Raw genomic sequence first — 20,934 nt, forward strand, 5'->3', positions numbered from 1 at the left:
ATTTTTGTTGCAGCTCCTATGCATGGTCATCTCTATCTTTTATAATAGAAGAAAATAGATGAAAATAACGGAGGAAGCTGATGACAGGTAATCGTTTAGTTCAACAAACAGAATCATTCATTACTACAGAGACATTGCAAAAAGACCTTCATTCTCTTGGAATAAAACCTGGTTCGACTGTTATGGTACACTCTTCCCTGCGCTCACTCGGATGGATAGCTGGTGGAGAAGTTACCGTCATTCAAGCATTAATGGCCGCTGTTTCGAATAGCGGGACAATTGTTATGCCTTCGCAGACTACTCATAATACCGATCCAAAATATTGGCAAAATCCGCCTGTACCCGAAGAGTGGTGGCCAGGTATCCGGTATTTTATGCCTGCCTATTTACCAGATATCACTCCTACTGTTGGTATGGGGCGTATCGCGGAATTATTCCGTACGTTTCCCGGTGTAAAACGGAGCCTCCATCCTTCCAGCTCATTTACAGCCTGGGGAAAATATGCTTCCTTCATTATCGATAACCACTCGATTGACTTTGCATTTGGAGAGCAATCGCCGCTTGCAAGGTTATATGATCTTGATGCATCCGTTTTATTTATCGGTACGGATTACAGCACGTGTACAGCTATGCACCTTGGTGAATTTCGGGCAGATGACGGCCGTAAAGCTTTTGAGCAAGGCTCAGCCATACTAGAAAATGGTGAGCGCATTTGGAAAACTTATATGGAGCTTGAAGAAAACTCTGAACAATTTAATGAAATTGGCCGAGCCTTCGAGAAGGAACACACAATGACAAATGGCACAGTTGCTCAAGCCGCTTGCAAGCTTATCGAAATCCGACCACTCATCGACTTTACGGCTCGTTATCTTACTAACCTTTCAAAGCAATAAAGCGATTCACAACAGCCGGGAACATCGCTCTTTCTGTCAGCTCTATCCATCCCTGTTCCATTGCTTCTGCAAGGGAACGGACTGTTATCTGTTGAACAAATATTGCTTCAAATCCAATTTCTCTTAAAAGATCCCAATAATCGGGGAGGCTTTTAATATAATTTTTTCCCTCTATGTTCTCCAGTGTAATGGCTTCGGCTAAATCGATGATAAGGCGGCCTCCCGGCTTCAGTAAATGAAAACTTTTTCTCAGCCATTCTTCTCCCTCATCCAAAAAATGGATGCCAAGCTGAGCTGCTGCTACATCGAATTGACTTTTTTTAGAAGTAAAAAGGGAAGGAGAAATTACAGTAATCTGAGCTCTTTCACTCACCCATCTTGTTAGTGAAGGAGTTGAAGCTGATCCTATCCATAAAATACTTTCGTTCTGTTGAACGCTAGCTGTTTCTAAAAAACTTTCTGCTGATATAGTCCATTCTAAAATGCGATCTTTTGCAAGTCCTTTCTGGTCTGTCACTGTCATTTTCCATTCCTCCCTTTTTAACAATAAAAACAAAATAAAAAACCTCTTCAGATAAGAAGAGGTTTGGTAGCTATTCCACTCTCTTATCTGTCAGCTTGCGCTGCAAGAATTAGCACCGTGCCTGCATGTATACATACGGGTCGGTTGCCGGGCTTCATCGGGCTTGTCCCTCCACCTGCTCTTGATAAGATATTCGTTTCTATTCAATTCATCAGCCTTAAGCTGGCTGAAGTAAAATTCTATTTATACTCTGAATTTACGCATTAATTTATTAATTCATACGAATTATTACATGATTATAATCGATTGTCAACCTGATTTTTAAAAATAGAAAGTTGCGAAATGCGACGCACGGCTTCTTTGATCTTTTCTTCTGAAGCTACCAATCCAGCGCGGACATACCCTTCCCCGCGTTCGCCGAAGCCAATTCCCGGTGCAAACGCGACGCCTGCTTCTTCAAGTAAAAGGTCACTGAATCCTTCAGAGGTATAGCCTTCTGGCACCTTTAACCATGCAAAAAATGACCCTTCCGGTGCTGTCACTTCCCAACCAATTTCATTCAAGCTATTAATGAGTAAGTCGCGGCGCTTTTCATACATGGCTTGTTGTTTATGCACCTCATCTTGCGGCCCGAGTAAAGCCGCGGCCGCAGCCTCCTGAATGCCGCCGTACAAACTGCAGTGTAAATGATCTTGAATTAAATCTATAGCGGCGATCACGCTCGGGTTGCCAACAGCAAATCCAACTCTCCAGCCTGCCATATTGTACGTTTTTGACATTGTGTAGATTTCGATGCCGATCTCTTTTGCCCCATCAATTTCAAGATAGCTAACCGGCCTTTTCTCATCAAAACCGATCGCTCCATAAGCGAAATCATGAACGATACAAATCCCATGCTGATTAGCAAACTGAATAGTCTCCTCAAAAAAAGCGGCGTCCGCCATAGCCCCCGTTGGATTATTGGGATAATTGATGAACAGCAGCTTTGTCTTTTTCAATATCTCTTCAGGAACATCTTCATACCGGGGAAGAAAACCATTCTCTTCTCTTAGCGGCATCATATACATTTCTGCGCCGGCAAGAGCAATGCCTGACCAGTAATCCGGGTAGCCTGGATCGGGTACAAGCGCTACATCACCTGGGTTTAACAAACATTGTGGAAGCTCAACAAGCCCTGCCTTGCCGCCGATAATAAGGGCTACTTCCCTGGCAGGGTCTATTTCTACCCCATACTCTTTCTGATAAAACTCGGCACAGGCCTCTTTTACATGATCAAACCCTTTAAAAGGTGGATATTTATCGTTGGCAGGATCGTCCACAGCTGTTTTCAACGCAGTCTTTATATGGCTAAACACCGGTTGATCTGGGCTTCCCTGTGCTAAATTTATAATTTCGCGCCCGCCAGTAGAGGCGTCTTTGATCTTTTGGCCCAATTTAGCGAAGAATTGCTCCGGCAGAGCCTGAAGCCGATTAGCTGTTTCAAAAGTCTTCATGTATGCAGCCCCCGCTTTCAAATTATAGTTAATAATGGTATAACGAAAGGGAGAGAAAGTAAAGTAAGAATTTTCGGAAAGGGAAGTGGGGCTGAAATGATATTGAAAACTGCTGTCATCCAAATGGATATTGCTTTTGGCAACCCGCAAGAGAATTACAGGCGTGTGGAAAATTGGCTGCAAAAAGCGGCCGATGAGGGCTGCCAATTAGCAGTGCTGCCTGAACTCTGGACAACAGGTTATGATTTAACACGGCTTGACGAAATTGCAGATAGACAGGCGCAAGAATCCATTGCTTTTTTATCGGAGCAAGCTAAGAAACATCAAATGCACTTGATTGGCGGCTCGATAGCTAACCAAACAGACGATGGTGTAGAAAACACGTTACTTGTAATAAACAAGCAGGGAGAATTATTGAAACAATATAGCAAGCTGCATTTGTTCCGCCTCATGGAAGAAGAAAAGTTTTTGAAGGCAGGAAAAGAAGATGGCTTATTTACACTTGAAAATGAGAAAATGGCTGCATTCATTTGCTACGACATTCGCTTTCCAGAATGGTTAAGAAAGCACGTACTTGCAGGGGCAAATGTGTTGTTTATCCCAGCAGAATGGCCTCTTGCCCGCACAGACCATTGGCGCACATTGCTCATCGCCAGGGCAATTGAAAACCAAAGCTATGTTGTTGGCTGTAACCGAAGCGGTGAAGATCCTAAAAACAAATTCGCCGGACATTCCCTTATCATTGATCCATGGGGAGAGATTATTGCTGAAGCGGGTGAGGGAGAAGAGCTGCTCATTGGAGAAATTGATCTTGCAAAAGTGTCAGAAATAAGAAAACGGATTCCTGTTTTTGAAGATCGCCGGCCAGAGTTTTATCGTTAATGAAAAAGACACCCGGGAAATTTCCCGGGTGTCTTTTTCATTAACGATAAGTAATTGCCCAAGGGCTGCCATCACTTGTCTTTACTTTCTCCTTTCGCTTTCAATCCCACTCATACGGCGTTTCTTGGTATACATAATAGTTTAGCCAGTTGGAGAATAATAAGTGAGCATGTGAACGCCATTTATTAACAGGCTTTTTTGTCGGATTATTGTCCGGGAAATAATTTTTTGGCATGTGAATCTCGAGCCCCTTCGCTAAATCCCGCTCATATTCTTCAGCAAGGGTTTTCGCCTCATATTCCAGATGTCCTGTAATCATGACATGACGTTCATCTTTTGACATAATGATAAATGCTCCTGCTTCTTCAGAATAAGCCAAAAGCTGCAAATCCTCGTGCGCCTCAATTTGCTCCTTTTCCACGTCTGTATAACGAGAATGCGGTGCATAAAAGATGTCATCGAAGCCGCGCATTAATTTTACAGTCGGCTCATTCACTACATGGCTGAAAACTCCAGAACACTTTTCAGGTAATTCGAACTTTCCGATGCCAAAATAATGATAAAGAGCAGCCTGGGCCCCCCAGCAAATGTGCAGCATGGACGTAACATTTGTTTTAGCCCAATCCATGATTTCTTTCAACTCTTCCCAATAGTTGACTTCCTCAAAGTCCATCAGTTCAATGGGCGCGCCAGTAATAATCATACCGTCGATGCGTCTGTCCTGTACTTCCTCGAATGTCGTATAAAATTGCTCTAAATGAGACCTGCTAACATTCTTTGATTCATATGTAGCCGTATGCAAAAAAGATACATTCACTTGAAGTGGTGTATTACCGAGCAGCCGCAGAAGCTGTGCTTCTGTCTTTTCTTTTTCCGGCATCAAATTTAGAATTAAAATATTTAAAGGACGGATATCCTGGCTGCGGGCCCGGTCAACATCCATCACGAAAATATTCTCTTTCTCCAGAACCTCCCGTGCTGGTAATTCCTGCGGTATATTAATCGGCATTCTTCTACCCCCTCTTAGTTTTGAATTTTCAATAAACTATTATAGACAGCCTGGCTGAAAAAACACAAGGATTGTTTTTTCGCTTGGTTATAGGAAAACAAAAAAAGCCTGCAAAGAAACGCTTCTTTGCAGGCAGATTGTTTATTTTAGCTTTAACTTCGCTAAAGCATCAGCCAAAGCCGTGTTCAATGGTTCATCCTTTGATTGCTTTTTCAAATATTTATTCACATCTTGCTTCGTTGCTTTGCTTCCTGACTCCTTCTTCCGTCTTTCCTGAAAAGTCGTCAGTTTTTCTCTGTAACCGCATTTACAGACAAAAATTTGGCCTTTTCCTTCCCCGCGAAGCTCAAGTTTTTTATGGCAGTTCGGACAGCGGGCATTCGTTAATTTGGCCACATTCTTACGGTAACCGCATTCCCGATCCTGACAGACAAGCATTTTTCCTTTTTTTCCGTTCACTTCAAGCAACAATTTGCCGCAATCCGGACACTGACTGCCAGTTACATTGTCATGCTTAAACTTTTTGTCGCTATGTTTAATTTCATTGGTTACTGCCTTTGTATAATGGCAAATTTCTTTCATAAAAACTTGCGGCTTCAGCTTTCCCTTGGCAATGGCTTCGAGCTTTTGCTCCCACTCGCCGGTCAAAGCCGGTGACTGCAGTTCGCTTGGTACGAGCTCCAACAGTTGTTTGCCCTTAGAAGTAAGAAAGATATCTTTACCTTTCTTTTCGATCAGAAACGTATTAAAGAGCTTTTCAATAATATCTGCTCTTGTCGCTACTGTTCCAAGTCCTCCGGTTTGACTGAGTGTTTGTTTCAGCTGTTTACTCTCTTCTTCCATGTATTTTGCCGGATTTTCCATTGCGGATAGAAGTGTACCCTCATTAAAACGAGCAGGTGGATTCGTTTCTCCTTGCGTAGCAGTTAACGCTGCTACCTCAAGTTCTGCTCCATTTTTGACAGAAGGAAGCGAAGTTTCATCATCCTCTTCTTTTCCATATACCTCTTTCCAGCCAAGAGAAGTAATCACTTTTCCTTTAGCCGTAAACGTTTCTGATCCAATTTTCGCTTCTACTGTAGTCTGCTCGTATTCAAATGGCGGCAGCAAAACAGCTAAAAAACGTTTAACAATTAGATCATAAACTTTCCGTTCCTTATCGCTTAAATCACCAAGAATTGCCGTTTGTTCAGTTGGAACAATCGCGTGGTGATCACTGACCTTCGCATCATTAATAAAGGACTTGTTCGGTTTAATTCCATATTTCTTTACTTTGACCGCAAACTTTGTATAAGGATTGATTTCCACAGCTTCTACTCTTTCTTTCAGCGTATCAGCCATATCGCTTGACAAATAGCGAGAGTCAGTACGCGGATACGTTACGAGTTTATGCTGCTCATATAGCTTCTGCATGATAGATAACGTTTCTTTTGCTGAAAAGCCAAAAATCTTGTGGGCATCACGCTGCAGCTCCGTCAAATCATATAATTCCGGCGCATAAGACTTTTTTGCTGCTTTTTTCACGTCTGTAATTACCGCTTTTTCTCCACGAATTGCTTTCAAAATTCCATCACGCTTGTCCTGGGAAAAAGTCTTTGTATCATTCGACTTAGCTTCTTTCCATGTTAGCTTCATGTCGCTAGCAATCGCCGTGATTCCATAATAACTTTTCGGCTTAAATTGTTTAATCTCTTCCTCTCTTTTGGCAATCATGGCGAGCGTTGGTGTTTGTACGCGTCCGCATGAAAGCTGTGCATTAAACTTTGTCGTCAATGCCCGTGTAGCATTAATTCCGACAAGCCAATCTGCTTCTGCTCGTGCTACAGCAGACCGATACAAGTTTTCATACTCCTTGCCATCCTTTAATTTCTTAAAGCCTTCACGGATTGCTTTATCCGTTACAGAAGAGATCCATAGACGCTTAATCGGCTTTTTCACATGGGCTTTATCAATAATCCAGCGAGCAACAAGCTCCCCTTCTCGCCCTGCATCTGTAGCGATCACAATGCCTTTTACATCCTTGCGGTTCAACTGTGTTTTTACCGCTTGGAACTGCTTGCCGGTCTTCTTAATAACAACCGTTTTTAGATGATCCGGCATTAATGGCAGGTCAGCCAGATTCCATGTTTTGTATTGATCACCGTATGCCTCAGGGTCCGCATGAGTGACCAGGTGGCCAAGCGCCCAAGTGACGATGTATTGATCTCCTTCCAAAAAGCCGTTTCCTTTTTTTCCGCACTTTAAGACACGGGCAATATCGCGGGCAACAGACGGCTTCTCAGCTAGTACGACTGTTTTGCTCATAGTAACATCCTTTCATTTTCACACTGCTTTTATTATACCATTTGTTTCTGCAAATAGCGGTGCTCCTCTCCTTAAGCCTTTACTGACGATAAAAACGCGTGACTTCTTTCTCCTTTTCCTTTATATTTGGTAAAAATATTACATTTCAGCATATTTATCTATTACTTGGAAAGGAGTGATCGTTATGCTGTTGCATAAGCGCGGTGACATCCCTTATATTCTTGGGCTAATTTTTTTGATCGCTGGAGTTATTTACTTTTTTGCCTCAAACTGGCCTCTGCTGGACCGCCCTGTAAAAATCGGACTGAGCATGCTGATGATTGCTGCCAGTTTTGCGGCCTCACTTATTTATAAAAAAAGCACCACTTTTGCTTATTTAAGCAATTGGTGGCTATTGATCTCATCTATCGCATTTGGTACCAGCATAGCCCTCATCGGGCAGATGTATAATTCCCACGCAGATTCTTATTTGTTGTTTCTTATTTGGCTGATCCCTGTCGTCCTGTTTGCTATTGCAACAAAATACCAGCCTTTTTTCTGGCTGTCCTTCCTGCTGCTGGAGCTGACAATTTGGCTAAAGATATACCCTGTCGGATTATGGATCGATTATTCAGATATGCAGGAGGCTGCCTTATATTTTCTGTTGATGGTCTTTCACCTTGGTCTGTTTTATGTATGGCAAAAAGCACGGCTTGAAAAACTTGGATTTCTCGCCTTAATAGGAGCGCAATATTGTGCTGTTTTTTTACTAATCAAGCATTCTCTCTATGCTATTTTTTCTAATTTCGCTTCTTTTTCTTTTATTTATCTTTGCTTTCATGTAGTGTATCTCGTTCTTATGGTATGGTTTTGGCGCAAGTTCATGAGTGAGCGCAAAAGCCACCCAGTGATTATGGCTGTTCACCTGCTCTTTTTTGGCTTTTATATTATTTATAACGCTTTTCTTATTTACATTATGGTGTTTGGCGAAACAATTTTTTATACGGGCTTCCTTTTGCTAATAGCTGTTTTTGGATTTAGCATATATATTCTACAAAAGCTTTCAAAAATGGCTAAGGAGACCGAGAAAAAATGGAGCTATTACACTTACAAGTTTTTTGTCGGTATTTTATCTTTTTTAGGTACTATCATTGCGATCTCATCTATTAGTTCCTTTGTTGTTTTACTATTTGGCTTTGGAATAGGTTTGAAATACAGCTTTCTCTTTATCGGAGTCATCGCTGTTGTTTTCAGCCTTTTCATCTCTAAAAAAGAATGGGTGGTCGTTCGTCTTACCCTGCAAGTGACCGGCATTGCTTTTTTATTTTTCTTTTCGTACACACATGGAGAAGCATGGTTTTTCTGGCTATTAGCTGTCCTTTTCTCTTTGATGACTGTTTTATTTTTTTCATTGCGTGAGTCGTTGCTCTATTATGTCGCAGCAAATAGTGCTCTGATGAGTGCTATCTTTTTCAGCTTTAACCTTCCCGAAGAGGGAATAAAGCTAACTTTTCTCTTATTGGGGTTATTGAATGCTCTTTTATTTTTAAAACAGCCCGTTCGGCGTCTCGGCCTGCTTGCTTACCTGTTATCTCTTTCTTATTTCTTTATAATGACGGCAGTTGAAGGCCATTCAGTTATTTTATCGGTCTTTCTTCATCTCGTATTTGCCGGATACTTTTACTTTCACCTTGTTTATCCAAAAAGCACATCCAGGCTCTATCAGTGGGCCACCTGGGCAGCAGTTGCCGCTTTTTTCATTTGGAAATATTATGAACTCGTTTGGAAGCTGCTGCATAAGTCACTTGCCTTTTTCATTGTGAGCGCTCTATTCTTCCTTATCTTCCATTGGTGGGGCAGAAGGCATACAGAAAAAGCAAGAGATGTTCAGAACTGGAGCTGGAAGCCCATCATTGTCATTTTAATCATGCAGCTACTTTTCATTGGATTGACTTCATGGCAAAAAGAGCAATTGTTACAAAACGGAGAACTCGTTGCTCTCGAGCTGGAACCACTTGACCCTCGCTCTTTACTGCAAGGAGATTACGTTCAGCTTAACTATGCTATTCATAGAGCCTATCAAGAAGAACAACAAGATGGAAAGTTTACTAAAGGCAAGCTACATGCTGAACTAAGAAAAACAGCGGAAAATATTTCTTATCATGGCACAGAAGTAGCTATCTATGAACCCGTTCGCTTTACCCGAGCAGATCAGCCGGTTATCGTTAATGAGGAAATGGTCACGATTCAAGGGAAAAGCCATTATGGAAACCTCAATCTCGGCATTGAGCATTTCTTTATTCCTGAAAATACAGGAAGAGACTGGGAAGAGAAAAACATCGCACTTGTACGCGTTTCTAAAAATGGAGATGCCCTTTTAGTAACATTAGTAAAGCATGAAAAATAGACTCACACTCTACTGTCAGCAATAAAAAAGTTTGCTTTTGCCTCTATTACACTGTTAAATCAGAGGATGGAGCAGGAGGATACAGCAAGCTACACAGATGATTGCTGAGGAAGGTAGAAAACCGCATAAAAAGCCAAAAGACCGAGTAACCACTCGGTCTTTTGTAATGTATTTGTAATATTATACGATAAAATGTAACAGCACTTATAACAATTTTCTGATATATTAGCCTCAGATAAACATAATCTAACAAAAAATCTAATTTTAGAAGCGGAAGGGTAACAGGGTGAATCAGATGAAAAAATGGTTAACTGCAATAGTAAGTTCATTGATTTTAAGTGTTAGTTTGTTAATGCCTGTACATTCAGCAGACGCAGCTTATTCTGCAGACTCTGTCATTGCGGAAGCAAAAAGATATATTGGCACGCCATATAAATGGGGCGGCACTACTCCAAAAGGCTTCGATTGCTCAGGATTTATTCAATATACACATAAAAAAGTCGGTGTTTCATTACCAAGAACAGCTGCACAAATGTACCAAAAAGGGACAGCTGTTAAGAAGAGTGAAATGAAACCTGGTGATTTAATCTTCTTTAGTACATATAGTAAAGGCGCTTCCCACGTTGGGATTTATTTGGGAAATAATGAATTTATCCACTCTGCTTCCAAAGGCGTGCGAATTGATAAAGTAAGCAATTCCTATTATCAAAAAAGATACTTAGGTTCAAAACGGATCGCTAACTAAACAACTGTAAAACCGGCCCCCTTAACAAAAGGAGGCCGGTTTTTTATGGCTGCGTTTGTTTTTCTTTCTTTACTTTTCTGGCTTCAATCATATGAATATGATGACCGTCCACATCACGGATAATAAACTGATATCCTTCCTGCTCTAATGTATCTCCAAGAGCTACATCAATTTTCTGTGTCAAAAACCAGCCGCCCAAGGTATCGACATCATCTTCTGACAAATGAATGCCTAAAAGGTCGTTCACTTCTGTGATCAACACCCTCGCACTTAACATAAATTGGCCATTTGCAATCTTCTGTATTTCTGGTTTTTCGTCGGAATCAAACTCATCACGAATTTCACCAACGATCTCTTCTAAAATATCTTCTACTGTTACAAGGCCTGACGTACCGCCATACTCGTCCAATAAAACAGCCATATGGATCCTCTCTTTTTGCATCTTTAGCAATAAATCATGAATAGGTATAGTTTCAATTACGCTAATGACTGGCTTGACAAACCACTCCAGTGGCTGTTCATCGTAATTATCTTTGTTTAAGAAATAAGAAAAAATCTCTTTAATATTCACCATGCCAATAATGTTGTCTTTATCCCCATCATCTACTGGATAGCGGGTATATTTTTCACTTTTTAATATGGCTGTAATTTCAGCCCACGTTGAATCTTTATTTAATGTTACCATTTCCGTGCGCGGCACCATGATCTCTTTAGCGATTCTTTCATCAAATTCGAAAATATTATCGACGTATTTATATTCGGATTGATTAATTTCACCACTCTTATAGCTTTCCGACAAAATAATGCGCAGCTCTTCCTCTGAATGGGCCACTTCATGTTCAGATGCTGGCTCCAAGCCAAACAGGCCGGTGAAAGAGCGAGCGGAAGTGTTCAATATCCAAATAAATGGATACATTACTCGATAAAACAATACGAGTGCAGGTGAAAAAGCTAAAGTTAACCACTCTGCTTTTTGAATGGCTAAAGTCTTTGGCGCTAATTCCCCTATAACAACATGGAGGAAAGTAATAAAAGCAAACGCAATAACAAACGATAGCACTCCGGCTACAGATGGAGCTAAGTCAATTTTTTCAAACAGCGGATGCAGCAGACGTTCGACAGTCGGCTCACCAAGCCACCCTAATCCAAGTGAAGTGATTGTGATACCAAGCTGACAAGCTGATAAGTATTCATCCATGTTCGTAACAACCTTTTTAGCAACAGCTGCCTTTTTATTTCCTTCAGCAATCAGCTGATTGATTCGGGACATTCTGACCTTCACAATAGCAAATTCAGAAGACACGAAAAAACCGGAAAATCCAATTAGTACTGCAATAAGCAAGAAATTCACAATAATCAAAGACGGCAAGGAAAGTGAAGAATGACAGGCAGCGGGCAGGTCTCATTCCCTTCTTTACTTTCCTCTGTCACCTCCCGTACAAGTTTATAACTACCTTTACCCAATTAAAAATCATCCATAACAAAAAGATGAAAGTTTGCAGAGGATTAGCTTTTTCCATTTTCTTTATTCTTTTACTATTTCCACTAACCTATGCGTAAGAAACAAAGTTCCTTTACTCATTGTAATAAAAGCAAGGGGCAGTTTCCATTTTAAAGCCCCCATAGTAAAATAAATGTAAGCAATTTATTTTACTATGAGAGGGTTTTAACATGAGTATTTTGACAGTTGAACACTTAAGCCACGGCTTTGGAGACCGGGCTATTTTTGATAATGTATCCTTTCGCCTTCTTAAAGGCGAGCATATTGGACTCATCGGTGCAAACGGAGAAGGAAAATCGACATTCATGAATATTATCACCGGTCAGCTCCAGCCGGACGAAGGCAAAATATCCTGGGCTAAAAATGTTCGGGTTGGTTATTTGGATCAGCATGCTGTGCTAAAACAGGGAATGACGATTCGTGATGTCTTAAAAACCGCCTTTCAATATTTATTCGACTTAGAAACAGAGATGAATGACTTATTCGCCAAGATGGGAGAAGTCTCCCCTGAAGAGTTAGAGAAACTCCTGGAGGAAACAGGCACCATCCAGGATTTGTTAACGAACAATGACTTTTACGTGATCGATGCTAAAGTTGAAGAAATTGCCCGCGGACTCGGGCTCGATGAAATCGGGCTCGATCGTGATGTCCATGACTTAAGTGGCGGACAGCGGACGAAGATATTGCTTGCTAAATTGCTTCTTGAAAAACCGGATATTCTTCTTCTCGATGAGCCGACAAACTATTTAGACGAACAGCATATTGAATGGCTGAAGCGCTATTTACAAGAATATGAAAATGCATTCATTCTTATCTCCCATGACATTCCTTTTTTAAATAGTGTCATTAATCTGATCTATCATATGGAAAATCAGGAGTTAAATCGCTATGCTGGCTCTTATGACGATTTCATAAAGGTATATGAAATGAAAAAACAGCAATTAGAAGCTGCTTACAAAAAGCAACAGCAAGAAATTGCTGACCTTAAAGACTTTGTTGCCCGTAATAAGGCAAGAGTGTCTACAAGGAACATGGCGATGTCCAGGCAAAAAAAGCTCGATAAAATGGACGTAATTGAACTTGCTCAAGAGCGCCCCAAACCCGAATTTCACTTTAAAGAAGGCCGAACATCCGGGAAAATGATCTTTGAAACAGATAGCTTGGTCATTGGCTATAACGAACCGTTGTCCAAACCATTAAATTTACGCATGGAACGAGGACAAAAAATTGCCTTAACTGGTGCAAATGGCATTGGAAAAACAACTCTTCTCCGCAGTATACTCGGTGAAATACAACCATTGTCAGGAAAAGTCGAACGAGGTGAATCCCTGCAAATTGGCTATTTTGAACAGGAGATTAAATCGGACAATAACCGCACGTGTATTGAAGAGATATGGAGTGAGTTTCCATCTTTTACCCAATATGAGGTTCGTGCTTCCTTAGCCAAATGCGGCCTTACAACCAAGCACATTGAAAGCAAAGTGAGTGTCTTGAGCGGTGGAGAGAAAGCAAAAGTGCGGTTATGTAAATTGGTCAACAAAGAAACAAATCTGCTCGTACTCGATGAGCCGACCAACCATCTTGATGTAGACGCTAAAGCTGAACTGTTGAGGGCTCTGCAAGCATACAAAGGCAGTATCCTGCTTATCTCACATGAACCTGAATTTTATCAGCAAGTGGCGACAGAAGTATGGAACTGCGAAACGTGGACAACAAAAGTTTTTTAAGGACAATTATTTATACAAAAAGATGCATGTCTAAACACTCATTTTAGCTAATACAACAAAAATCGACAGTATTTGCTACGAGCTTTCGATAAAATAGGGATGGTTAAACCATAAAAGAGAATGATTAAACCATGTAATATAGGAGCGTGCCAAGATGGCGAAACGAATAGCTTTATCATGGAGTGGAGGCAAAGATAGCTGCATGTCCTTGGAAAAATTAGTGACTGGCGGACATGAAGTCTTCTCTCTGCTCACAACAGTTCCTCAAGAATTAGAACGAACATTTGCCCATGGGGAAAAAATAGAAATGATCGAAAGGCAAAGTCATTCTTTATCTATTCCTGTGCATTTCGTTCGTTGTTCATTCAATGATTATACAGAAACTTTTATTGAAGATCTGATCAAGTTGAAAGATCGTTATAAGCTGGATAGCGTAGCATTTGGAGATATTTATTTAGATGGGCACCGGGAATGGGGAGAGAATGTCGCTGCAGCGGCCGGATTAGAAGCGCTCTTTCCTCTTTGGTGTCGCCCGCAAGACAGCCTCAACCTTCTAGCCTCCTTTGTTCAATCAGGTTACAAGGCAACGGTCATCCGCATACGTGAGGATGCCCTTGATGAATCTTGGCTGGGTAAAAAACTCGATCATACCTTTTTAGAAGAAATTCAAAGGCAGGCCGTTTGCCCACTTGGCGAAAATGGAGAGTACCATACGTTTGTTGGTGACGGCCCCCTCTTTCAACATCCTGTTCTGTTCACTCACGGACAAGTCTTTTCACAGGATGGGAGCAAGCGTTTAGACATCCATCCGCTCGTTTGATGAATCAATAGACAAAGGGGGTTCGTTCATGCCCAAACGTATACAGCAGACAGAAAAGAAAGCGTTTCTTTATATCGTGTTTTCCTTTGCTGTATTCCTTTCATTGATTAGTTTTGCCGGCTTCTTTTCTTCCATGTACGAACCCTTAAGAAGTAATTTTAAATTGATTCATTTAGTATTGGAGTTTGTGAGCATTGCTGTCTCAGCCATCATCGTAAGCAATGGATGGGTAGCATTCACTCATACTTTATCAATGAACCGCCTGCTATTTTCGAGTGCCTTTGTGACTGTTGCTTTCTTTGACTTGATGCACATCTTAACATTTGACGGGACAGCCTCTTTTATAAAAGACCATTCCGTCTCTTTGACGCTATGGTTTTGGGCAATGGGCCGGCTTGTTGAGTCGGCCGCCCTTACCTTTATTACATTCTCTTCTAGCAAAGGAACCGCATCGCGCTCCATGCGCTGGTTAACTTATAGCTGTTCTCTTCTGCTAGCGATATTGACTTCTATCATTGTTACCTTATATTCCGATAGCTGGCCAGACCTTTTGCAATACAGCCGGCCGACATTGTTTAAAAAGGCAACAGAATATTTGTTTATCATCATTCACTTGTTGATTCTAATGAAGTCCATCACCACTTATAAGAAGGAAAGAAAGATCGAAGTCCTGCTAATTATTCTTTCTTCTTACTCCCTTATTTTTTCTTCGTGGCTAATGACCTTCTATCACTCTCCGGGTGACTACCTTAGCTTTGTTGGACATCTATTCAAAGTGTTAGGGTATCTTTTTCTCGTTAATATTATCTTTAAAATTAACATTGAGCACCCATTTAGGCAGGTGGAAGAATTCAGCAAGAGAAACCAACTTCTACTCGATAGTGTGGGGGAGGGAATCTACGGACTTGATAGCGAAGGGCAAACCATTTTCATTAACAAATCTGCCCTTCACATGCTTAAATATACGGAGCAAGAAGTGATGGGCAGAAAGCTTCATTATCTCATTCATTATAAAAAAGAAAACGGATTTCCTTACTCCCCGAGAGAATGTCCCATACGGCAGACCCGTTTAGATGGCCAAAGTCGCAGACAGGAATCTTTTTTTTGGCGCAAGGACGGAACCGGTTTTCCAGTTTATTTAGACACCCGTGCCCTGCTTGATGAGGATGAAATTATCGGGACTGTTACTACATTTACAGACTTAACTGAAGCCCGAAAGCTTCAAAAGCTGGAATTGGAAAAACAGGCTGTGGATGTCGAACTGGAATTGGCTGCCACAGTGCAGCAGTCCCTCCTGCCAAAATTCAATCACATTCCTGCCGGAGTAGATCTTGGCGGGATCAGTGTTCCTTACCGGAAATTAAGCGGGGATTTCTATAAAGCGGTATTTCAGGAAAGTCACCTTGTATTCGGAGTAGCAGACATATGTGGAAAAGGCGTGCCTGCCGCTATTGAAATGGCAATGATGACTTATTCCATGGAACAGTTTAACCATCTAAGAGAAGAACCACATCATGTGATGAAGAGCTTAAACCGTTTTGCCGTTAAATACATGAGTGATTCTTCATTTGTCACCATGTTTTTTGGTAATTACGATATTTGTACATCTATTCTTTCATATAGCAATGCCGGGCATGAACCTGCCCTATTATTCAGAGAAGATACGAAAGAATTTCTCGAATTGACGACTAATAACCCGATTCTCGGTGTAATGGAAAATGCTCCTTATGAAACGAAACACATTCAGATGAAGTCAGGGGATCTCCTTCTCCTTTACACAGATGGTTTAACGGAGAATCGTTCTTCCACTTCTCCCGATGATAGCAACGAATTGCAGCGACTGTTGTTGCATATGGATCGTTCCCTTTCAGCGCAAGAGCTTTCGCTAAAGCTCTTCCAAGCGTTAAACAAAGGAGAGCGTCCTATCACCGACGATCAGACGTTATTAATATTTAAAAAGCTCTAAAGGCCAACAAAACCTAGTTAACCTAAACCTCAAGCTGATTGAAAACGCTTGTCTTTCAATGTGTAAATCTTAACAGAAAGCTGTCCACCAAATGGACAGCAAAGAAAGCGAGCGTTGGATAACAGCTTAGAGCTGGCCTCTATCTGCCATCCCTTCTGCTTTTATTCACCTGCTTTTCTTCCGCATCAACAGGCTTCCCTTTAAAAAACTCTTTCTTCACAAGCTGAATGCCTAATTCTTTAGCCATCCTTTTCAAGTCGCGCTCTTCCCTTTCAGTCACAAGCGTGATAACGGTACCCACTTGTCCTGAACGTCCAGTGCGACCCGCTCTATGTGTATATTGAATAGTGTCCTTTGGCAAATCAAATTGCAATACGTGGCTTAACCCTTTAATGTCTAAGCCCCGAGCGGCTACATCCGTTGCAAACAGCAGAGTCAGTTTTCCTTCACGAAATCTTTTTAGCGCGTTAGCTCGTTCTTGCTTGCCTAATTCGCTATGAAGAATGCCATTAGCGAACCCTTTATAAGCTAGCTTTTCCGAAAACACATTCACCTCACCGATATCCTTTATAAAAGCAAGCACCCGTTCCGGCTCAAAACCGCGAATAATCCGCTCGACCATCACATTCTTCTCCCGCCGATCGCACACAAAATAAAAATGGTCTACCTGAGATTCCGGCAACTCTTCCTTTCCAACCGTTAACATGATTGGTTCTTTCATCCATCCTCTTGCAATTGCAGCTGTTTTTTCGGGCATAGTAGCTGAAAACAAAGCAAGCTGCCGTTCCTTCATTGTTGACTTAATAATCGCTTCCAAACCTTTCATATGTTCTGGGACAAGCAACTGATCCCCTTCATCAAGAACGAGCAGCCTCACTTCATGCATTTTTAATTTTTTCATTTGGATCAGCTCATGAATCCGCCCCGGCGTGCCGGCAACAACTTGCGGCTGTTTTTTTAGTTTTTCTAGCTGGCGTTTTATGTTCGCTCCTCCAATAAAAGCAGCGCTTGTTATGCCTCCTCCCCACTGGCGGATTTCATCAGAAATTTGCATAACAAGCTCTCTAGAGGAAGCAAGAACAACAGCTTGTACAGCTTTTTTACCGGGGTCTACTTGTTCAAGTAAGGGCAGCAAGTAAGCTAACGTCTTTCCTGTTCCTGTCGGCGATTCAGCGATTAGATCTCGTCCTTCAAGAAGGGCAGGCACTGCTTTTTCTTGAATTGGCGTGGGCGACTGAAAACCCGCTTTCTCCCAAGCTTCTTGTAAAAATGGCTTCATTGTATTTAAAACAGAAAATGTTGTTGTCATATAAACTCCCTCTTCTTTACCGTCCTGCCGGTGTTATTGTTCTTTCATTATGAAAAACTTTTCTCGTTTGTGCAATCCCCGTTCAAAATGTTTTAAACCTAAAAAAAAGTGGAATGAATGTTTAGGCAGTTTTTTAGATTATCAGCTAAAGGAGAGAACCAATGAATAACAAACGAATATTTACAATCAACTACGGCCGCTTTCTTAGAAAAATGACTGCAGCCTCCCTCCTTCTTGCTTCTATTCTCTCTCCTTTGACTGTCGCAGCCGCTGAAAAAGGAACGATGATGATTGTCTCCTTTGATGGGATGCGACAAGATTTTGCAGAGAAATATATAGAAGACGGCAGCATGCCTCATTTAAAAAAACTTAGAAAAGAAGGCTCCTATGCTGAGGACGTTATAACTATTTTTCCGTCTTTGACAGCTGCTTCCCATGCCTCTATTGCTACCGGTGCCAAGCCAGAAAAAACAGGCTTCGTCAGCAATTCATTTCATTATCCCGGCCATAAGCTGACTAATGAACAGGACGCTTTCAGCGCCACCATTAAGGTACCTCCTCTATGGGAAGAAGCAAGAAAGCACGGAAAAGTTACCGCGGCTGTCGGTTTTCCTGGTTCTAATCCAGCGCAAAAAAATGAAGCCGACTATTCTATCTATTACGGCAATGTGCTTGCTGAAAGTGATTATGTTACTCTTCACTTTAAACCCTGGAAACATTTAAAAAATAGGCCTAAAAGCTTCTCCGCTCCTCAAGAAGCGCGCATCAATATTAAGTTAAAGGGGAAGAAAGACGTCCTTTTACATATTTTAGCCATCGATTCTTCAGATAATAACAAAAAAGATTACGATCGCTTCTATTTATCTGACAGTCTTTCTTTTGATAGAAATGCTATTTCTGCTGCTCCGAATAAATGGGGACGGATGCCTCTGCAAATTAAAGAGACAGATACAGCTGGCTTCTTATTCAAGATAAAAAACAGCGGAACCACATTGGACTCCGTTAAGCTTTACCGGACAGCAGTGACTACCGGGTTAATTAAAGGGCCTGACGGATTTAAAGAGGAAATTATAAAGCGATTCGGTTTCTTCCCTGATCAAGACGACCTCCCTTCCTATAAAAAAGGATGGATTTCTCGAAATGAATATGAAGAAATCAATGAAAACTTTTCGAATTGGATGCTGGAAACCTCTTTATTTATCAAAAAAGAGTACAAGCCTGATTTATTAATGTTTTACGAACCTCATATCGACTTGGAAGAACATGCATTCTTATTAACTGACCCCCAGCAGCCTGGCTATAACAAAAGAAGAGTAAACAAATACGAATCTTATATACAGCGAACATATAAACAGGCAGACCGGGTTATTGGAAAAACGATGGATTCCATGACGAATCAGGATCGTTTATTTATCGTCTCGGATCACGGAATGGAGCCTATCCATTCACGGTTATCACCTAATTATGAGTTGAAACAAGCCGGGCTTTTACAATTTGATGAAAAAGGAAGAATCGATCTTACGAGATCAAAAGCCTACGCTGTCGCCAGCGGAACGATCGCTCATGTGTATATTAATTTAAAGGGAAGAGAAAAAGGCGGAATTGTCGATCCAAGCGAATATAAACAAGTTCAGGATGAAATTGTTCAAGCCTTTAAAACCATTAAGGACAAAAGGAAACTCGCCTCACGAAAAGAATTACTCAAGCTTCATTTTAAAGAGTGGCGTGACAGTGATCATGAGTGGACAGAAACAAAGGATACGGTTGTTAGCTTCTTTGACATTCTGCGGGATAAAAAAGAAAATCCCTATGAAAAAATCGATAAATTAGATCGAAAAGAGGGGGATAGCTCTGATCATCCAAATGCCGGAGATGTGATGTTAACCGCTGCTTCAGGTTATTTGATGGGCAAAGACGCTAAAAAAGCCATGGAGCCGACTGAGGAACTTGGCAGCCACGGGGGAGATCCAAAAAGACCAGAGCTTGCCCCTGTCTTCTATGCCTATGGCAAGGACATCTCTCATGACAAAATAAAAAAGCACATATCTACCATTGATATTGCTCCCACGGTTTATCAACTAATGGGGCTTCCAATCCCTTCTTTTGTAGATGGCAAACCAATCAAACAATTAACAAAAGGACAGGCCGATTAATCGGCCTGTCCTTTTGTTAATTAATTATAGCCCTCTGTTATCCAAACGACTATCTGAATTCATGTCGTGAAGATCATGATCTCCTCTGATAACCGTTCTGTCTGTGGCTGTTCCAAGATCATGGGTGCCTGTGTTAGCTATGCCAGCATCACGATCTACCAGTACGAGCATTTTTCCTTGTTTGACATATTCATTGTAGCGATCGGCATCCTCTTCAGGAATGCCGAGGCCGATCAATGCGCCCGTTAAACCGCCAGCTCCGGCTCCGGCCGCTGCACCAGTCAAACCAGCTACAATCGGACCGGCTGCCACGATTGGACCAATACCAGGTATAGCCAGCGCTCCAGCTCCGGCTGCTACGCCGGCCAATCCACCAAGAATGCCTCCTGTAGCTGCTCCTGTAGCTGCTCCCTCTTCTGCTTTCGTATCCGTGGTTTCTTCCACATATTCGACATCATCGCGTTCTTTACTGATGACGGAAATTTCTTCTGAATTATAGCCTTGGCGTTTCAAATCTTCAATAGCTTCAATAGCTTCAGTGTGATCATCATAAACACCAACAATTCGCTTTTCATTGTTATGGTTTAACATATAACATTCACTCCTTTGTTTTTTTTCCTTGTTCACCTCCTGTTTTCCCCGTTCACTAAAACCTAAACAAATTATTTAAATGTTTAATCCCTCTTTAACAACGGGTAATAATGTATTAAATTACACTGGAGGTGGCCTGATGGCTGAAGAAAACAAAAAAGAATTTAGCAAAAGCAAGATGGATAATCCCGATCAAATGAAAACCGACAAGGAAAGCATATATGATAAATTTAAAAATGAACAAACTGTAGATTCTATTCCTTTAGAGGATTTAAGAATGGAACAAGAAGAAGAAAAGAATAAACACGATACAAAAGATAATTCATCAAGCGAAGAAAAATTCCCTGGATAAATCCGCCGGCTTTCCGGCGGATTTTCCTTTTTCCTAGGGGAAGAGCTACTAAAATATGGGCAAGAAAAAGAATTTCCTCCTATGAGCAACTCAAGCGTTCTGCTTACTTTAACAGCAATTATGCTCATTTCGAGAATCAATGGGTCGGTTATTAAAATATGCGTTGAATACTTTTTCCTGCACGGCAATGAATGGCTCTATACCGCAAGATTAACAGCGGCAAACGGAGGCTTAATTCTGAAATAACGAAGACCTTTTACCAGCGTGCTTTTAGACTTTT

16 protein-coding genes and 1 riboswitch are annotated in these 20,934 nt (G+C 41.3%); of the genes, 9 read left to right on the plus strand and 7 right to left on the minus strand.

Translation table 11 applies throughout. The features are described 5' to 3' along the window. The first annotated feature begins 80 nt into the window (after positions 1-80). Positions 81-893, plus strand: coding sequence for an aminoglycoside N(3)-acetyltransferase (locus MKZ02_RS21810; protein ID WP_340856251.1), 813 nt, complete (start codon positions 81-83; stop codon positions 891-893). On the opposite strand, the gene MKZ02_RS21815 is transcribed toward MKZ02_RS21810, so the two are convergent. Continuing rightward, positions 874-1,416 (minus strand): hypothetical protein, encoded by a 543-nt coding sequence (locus tag MKZ02_RS21815; protein ID WP_340856252.1) that lies wholly within the window; start codon positions 1,414-1,416, stop codon positions 874-876. The genes MKZ02_RS21810 and MKZ02_RS21815 overlap by 20 nt on opposite strands. Before the next feature lie 80 nt (positions 1,417-1,496). After that, a riboswitch (SAM riboswitch) is annotated at positions 1,497-1,607 on the minus strand. A gap of 105 nt (positions 1,608-1,712) precedes the next feature. Further along, positions 1,713-2,909, minus strand: coding sequence for a pyridoxal phosphate-dependent aminotransferase (locus tag MKZ02_RS21820; protein WP_340856253.1), 1,197 nt, complete (start codon positions 2,907-2,909; stop codon positions 1,713-1,715). A 96-nt stretch (positions 2,910-3,005) separates the two neighbouring features. Here MKZ02_RS21820 and MKZ02_RS21825 point away from each other — a divergent pair, with 96 nt between their 5' ends. After that, the gene (locus MKZ02_RS21825) at positions 3,006-3,791 is read left to right on the plus strand and encodes a carbon-nitrogen family hydrolase (RefSeq protein WP_120036298.1); all 786 of its coding nucleotides are present in this window, start codon (positions 3,006-3,008) and stop codon (positions 3,789-3,791) included. Between the two features lie 100 nt (positions 3,792-3,891). On the opposite strand, the gene metA is transcribed toward MKZ02_RS21825, so the two are convergent. Together metA and MKZ02_RS21835 are read right to left on the minus strand one after the other, a co-directional pair. Continuing rightward, positions 3,892-4,800 carry a homoserine O-acetyltransferase MetA gene (metA, locus tag MKZ02_RS21830; RefSeq protein WP_340856255.1) on the minus strand — a complete coding sequence of 303 codons (909 nt, stop codon included), beginning with the start codon at positions 4,798-4,800 and terminating at the stop codon, positions 3,892-3,894. Between the two features lie 141 nt (positions 4,801-4,941). Beyond that, positions 4,942-7,104 (minus strand): DNA topoisomerase III, encoded by a 2,163-nt coding sequence (locus tag MKZ02_RS21835; RefSeq protein WP_340856256.1) that lies wholly within the window; start codon positions 7,102-7,104, stop codon positions 4,942-4,944. Between the two features lie 184 nt (positions 7,105-7,288). Between MKZ02_RS21835 and MKZ02_RS21840 the strand changes: the two genes are divergently transcribed. Together MKZ02_RS21840 and MKZ02_RS21845 are read left to right on the plus strand one after the other, a co-directional pair. Then, positions 7,289-9,490 (plus strand): GDYXXLXY domain-containing protein, encoded by a 2,202-nt coding sequence (locus tag MKZ02_RS21840; protein WP_340856258.1) that lies wholly within the window; start codon positions 7,289-7,291, stop codon positions 9,488-9,490. Positions 9,491-9,785: 295 nt separating this feature from the next. Further along, positions 9,786-10,235, plus strand: coding sequence for a C40 family peptidase (locus tag MKZ02_RS21845; protein WP_120036295.1), 450 nt, complete (start codon positions 9,786-9,788; stop codon positions 10,233-10,235). Between the two features lie 43 nt (positions 10,236-10,278). Here the strand turns inward: MKZ02_RS21845 and MKZ02_RS21850 are convergent, their stop codons facing one another. Further along, positions 10,279-11,595 carry a hemolysin family protein gene (locus tag MKZ02_RS21850; protein WP_120038118.1) on the minus strand — a complete coding sequence of 439 codons (1,317 nt, stop codon included), beginning with the start codon at positions 11,593-11,595 and terminating at the stop codon, positions 10,279-10,281. Positions 11,596-11,906: 311 nt separating this feature from the next. On the opposite strand from MKZ02_RS21850, the gene MKZ02_RS21855 reads away from it, so the two are divergent. The 3 genes from MKZ02_RS21855 (at position 11,907) to MKZ02_RS21865 (ending at position 16,249) form a co-directional block, all read left to right on the plus strand. Next, the gene (locus MKZ02_RS21855; protein ID WP_340856261.1) at positions 11,907-13,463 is read left to right on the plus strand and encodes an ABC-F family ATP-binding cassette domain-containing protein; all 1,557 of its coding nucleotides are present in this window, start codon (positions 11,907-11,909) and stop codon (positions 13,461-13,463) included. 154 nt (positions 13,464-13,617) lie between these two features. Next, positions 13,618-14,283 carry a Dph6-related ATP pyrophosphatase gene (locus MKZ02_RS21860; protein ID WP_340856263.1) on the plus strand — a complete coding sequence of 222 codons (666 nt, stop codon included), beginning with the start codon at positions 13,618-13,620 and terminating at the stop codon, positions 14,281-14,283. Between the two features lie 28 nt (positions 14,284-14,311). Continuing rightward, positions 14,312-16,249, plus strand: a complete 1,938-nt coding sequence (locus MKZ02_RS21865; protein ID WP_340856265.1) for a SpoIIE family protein phosphatase — start codon at positions 14,312-14,314, stop codon at positions 16,247-16,249. Positions 16,250-16,388: 139 nt separating this feature from the next. Here the strand turns inward: MKZ02_RS21865 and MKZ02_RS21870 are convergent, their stop codons facing one another. Next, on the minus strand, positions 16,389-17,558 hold the full coding sequence (locus MKZ02_RS21870) for a DEAD/DEAH box helicase (protein ID WP_340856266.1): 1,170 nt from the start codon (positions 17,556-17,558) through the stop codon (positions 16,389-16,391). A gap of 161 nt (positions 17,559-17,719) precedes the next feature. Between MKZ02_RS21870 and MKZ02_RS21875 the strand changes: the two genes are divergently transcribed. Next, positions 17,720-19,711 carry an alkaline phosphatase family protein gene (locus tag MKZ02_RS21875; RefSeq protein ID WP_340856268.1) on the plus strand — a complete coding sequence of 664 codons (1,992 nt, stop codon included), beginning with the start codon at positions 17,720-17,722 and terminating at the stop codon, positions 19,709-19,711. A 24-nt stretch (positions 19,712-19,735) separates the two neighbouring features. Here MKZ02_RS21875 and MKZ02_RS21880 read toward each other — a convergent pair whose 3' ends face one another. Next, positions 19,736-20,302 (minus strand): general stress protein, encoded by a 567-nt coding sequence (locus tag MKZ02_RS21880; protein WP_120036287.1) that lies wholly within the window; start codon positions 20,300-20,302, stop codon positions 19,736-19,738. Positions 20,303-20,441: 139 nt separating this feature from the next. Here MKZ02_RS21880 and MKZ02_RS21885 point away from each other — a divergent pair, with 139 nt between their 5' ends. Next, complete coding sequence (locus MKZ02_RS21885) at positions 20,442-20,654, plus strand: hypothetical protein (RefSeq protein WP_340856269.1); 213 nt, start codon at positions 20,442-20,444, stop codon at positions 20,652-20,654. The last annotated feature ends 280 nt before the right edge of the window (positions 20,655-20,934 follow it).

This window comes from Pseudobacillus sp. FSL P4-0506 (assembly GCF_038003025.1).
Classification (GTDB): Bacteria; Bacillota; Bacilli; order Bacillales; family Domibacillaceae; genus Pseudobacillus.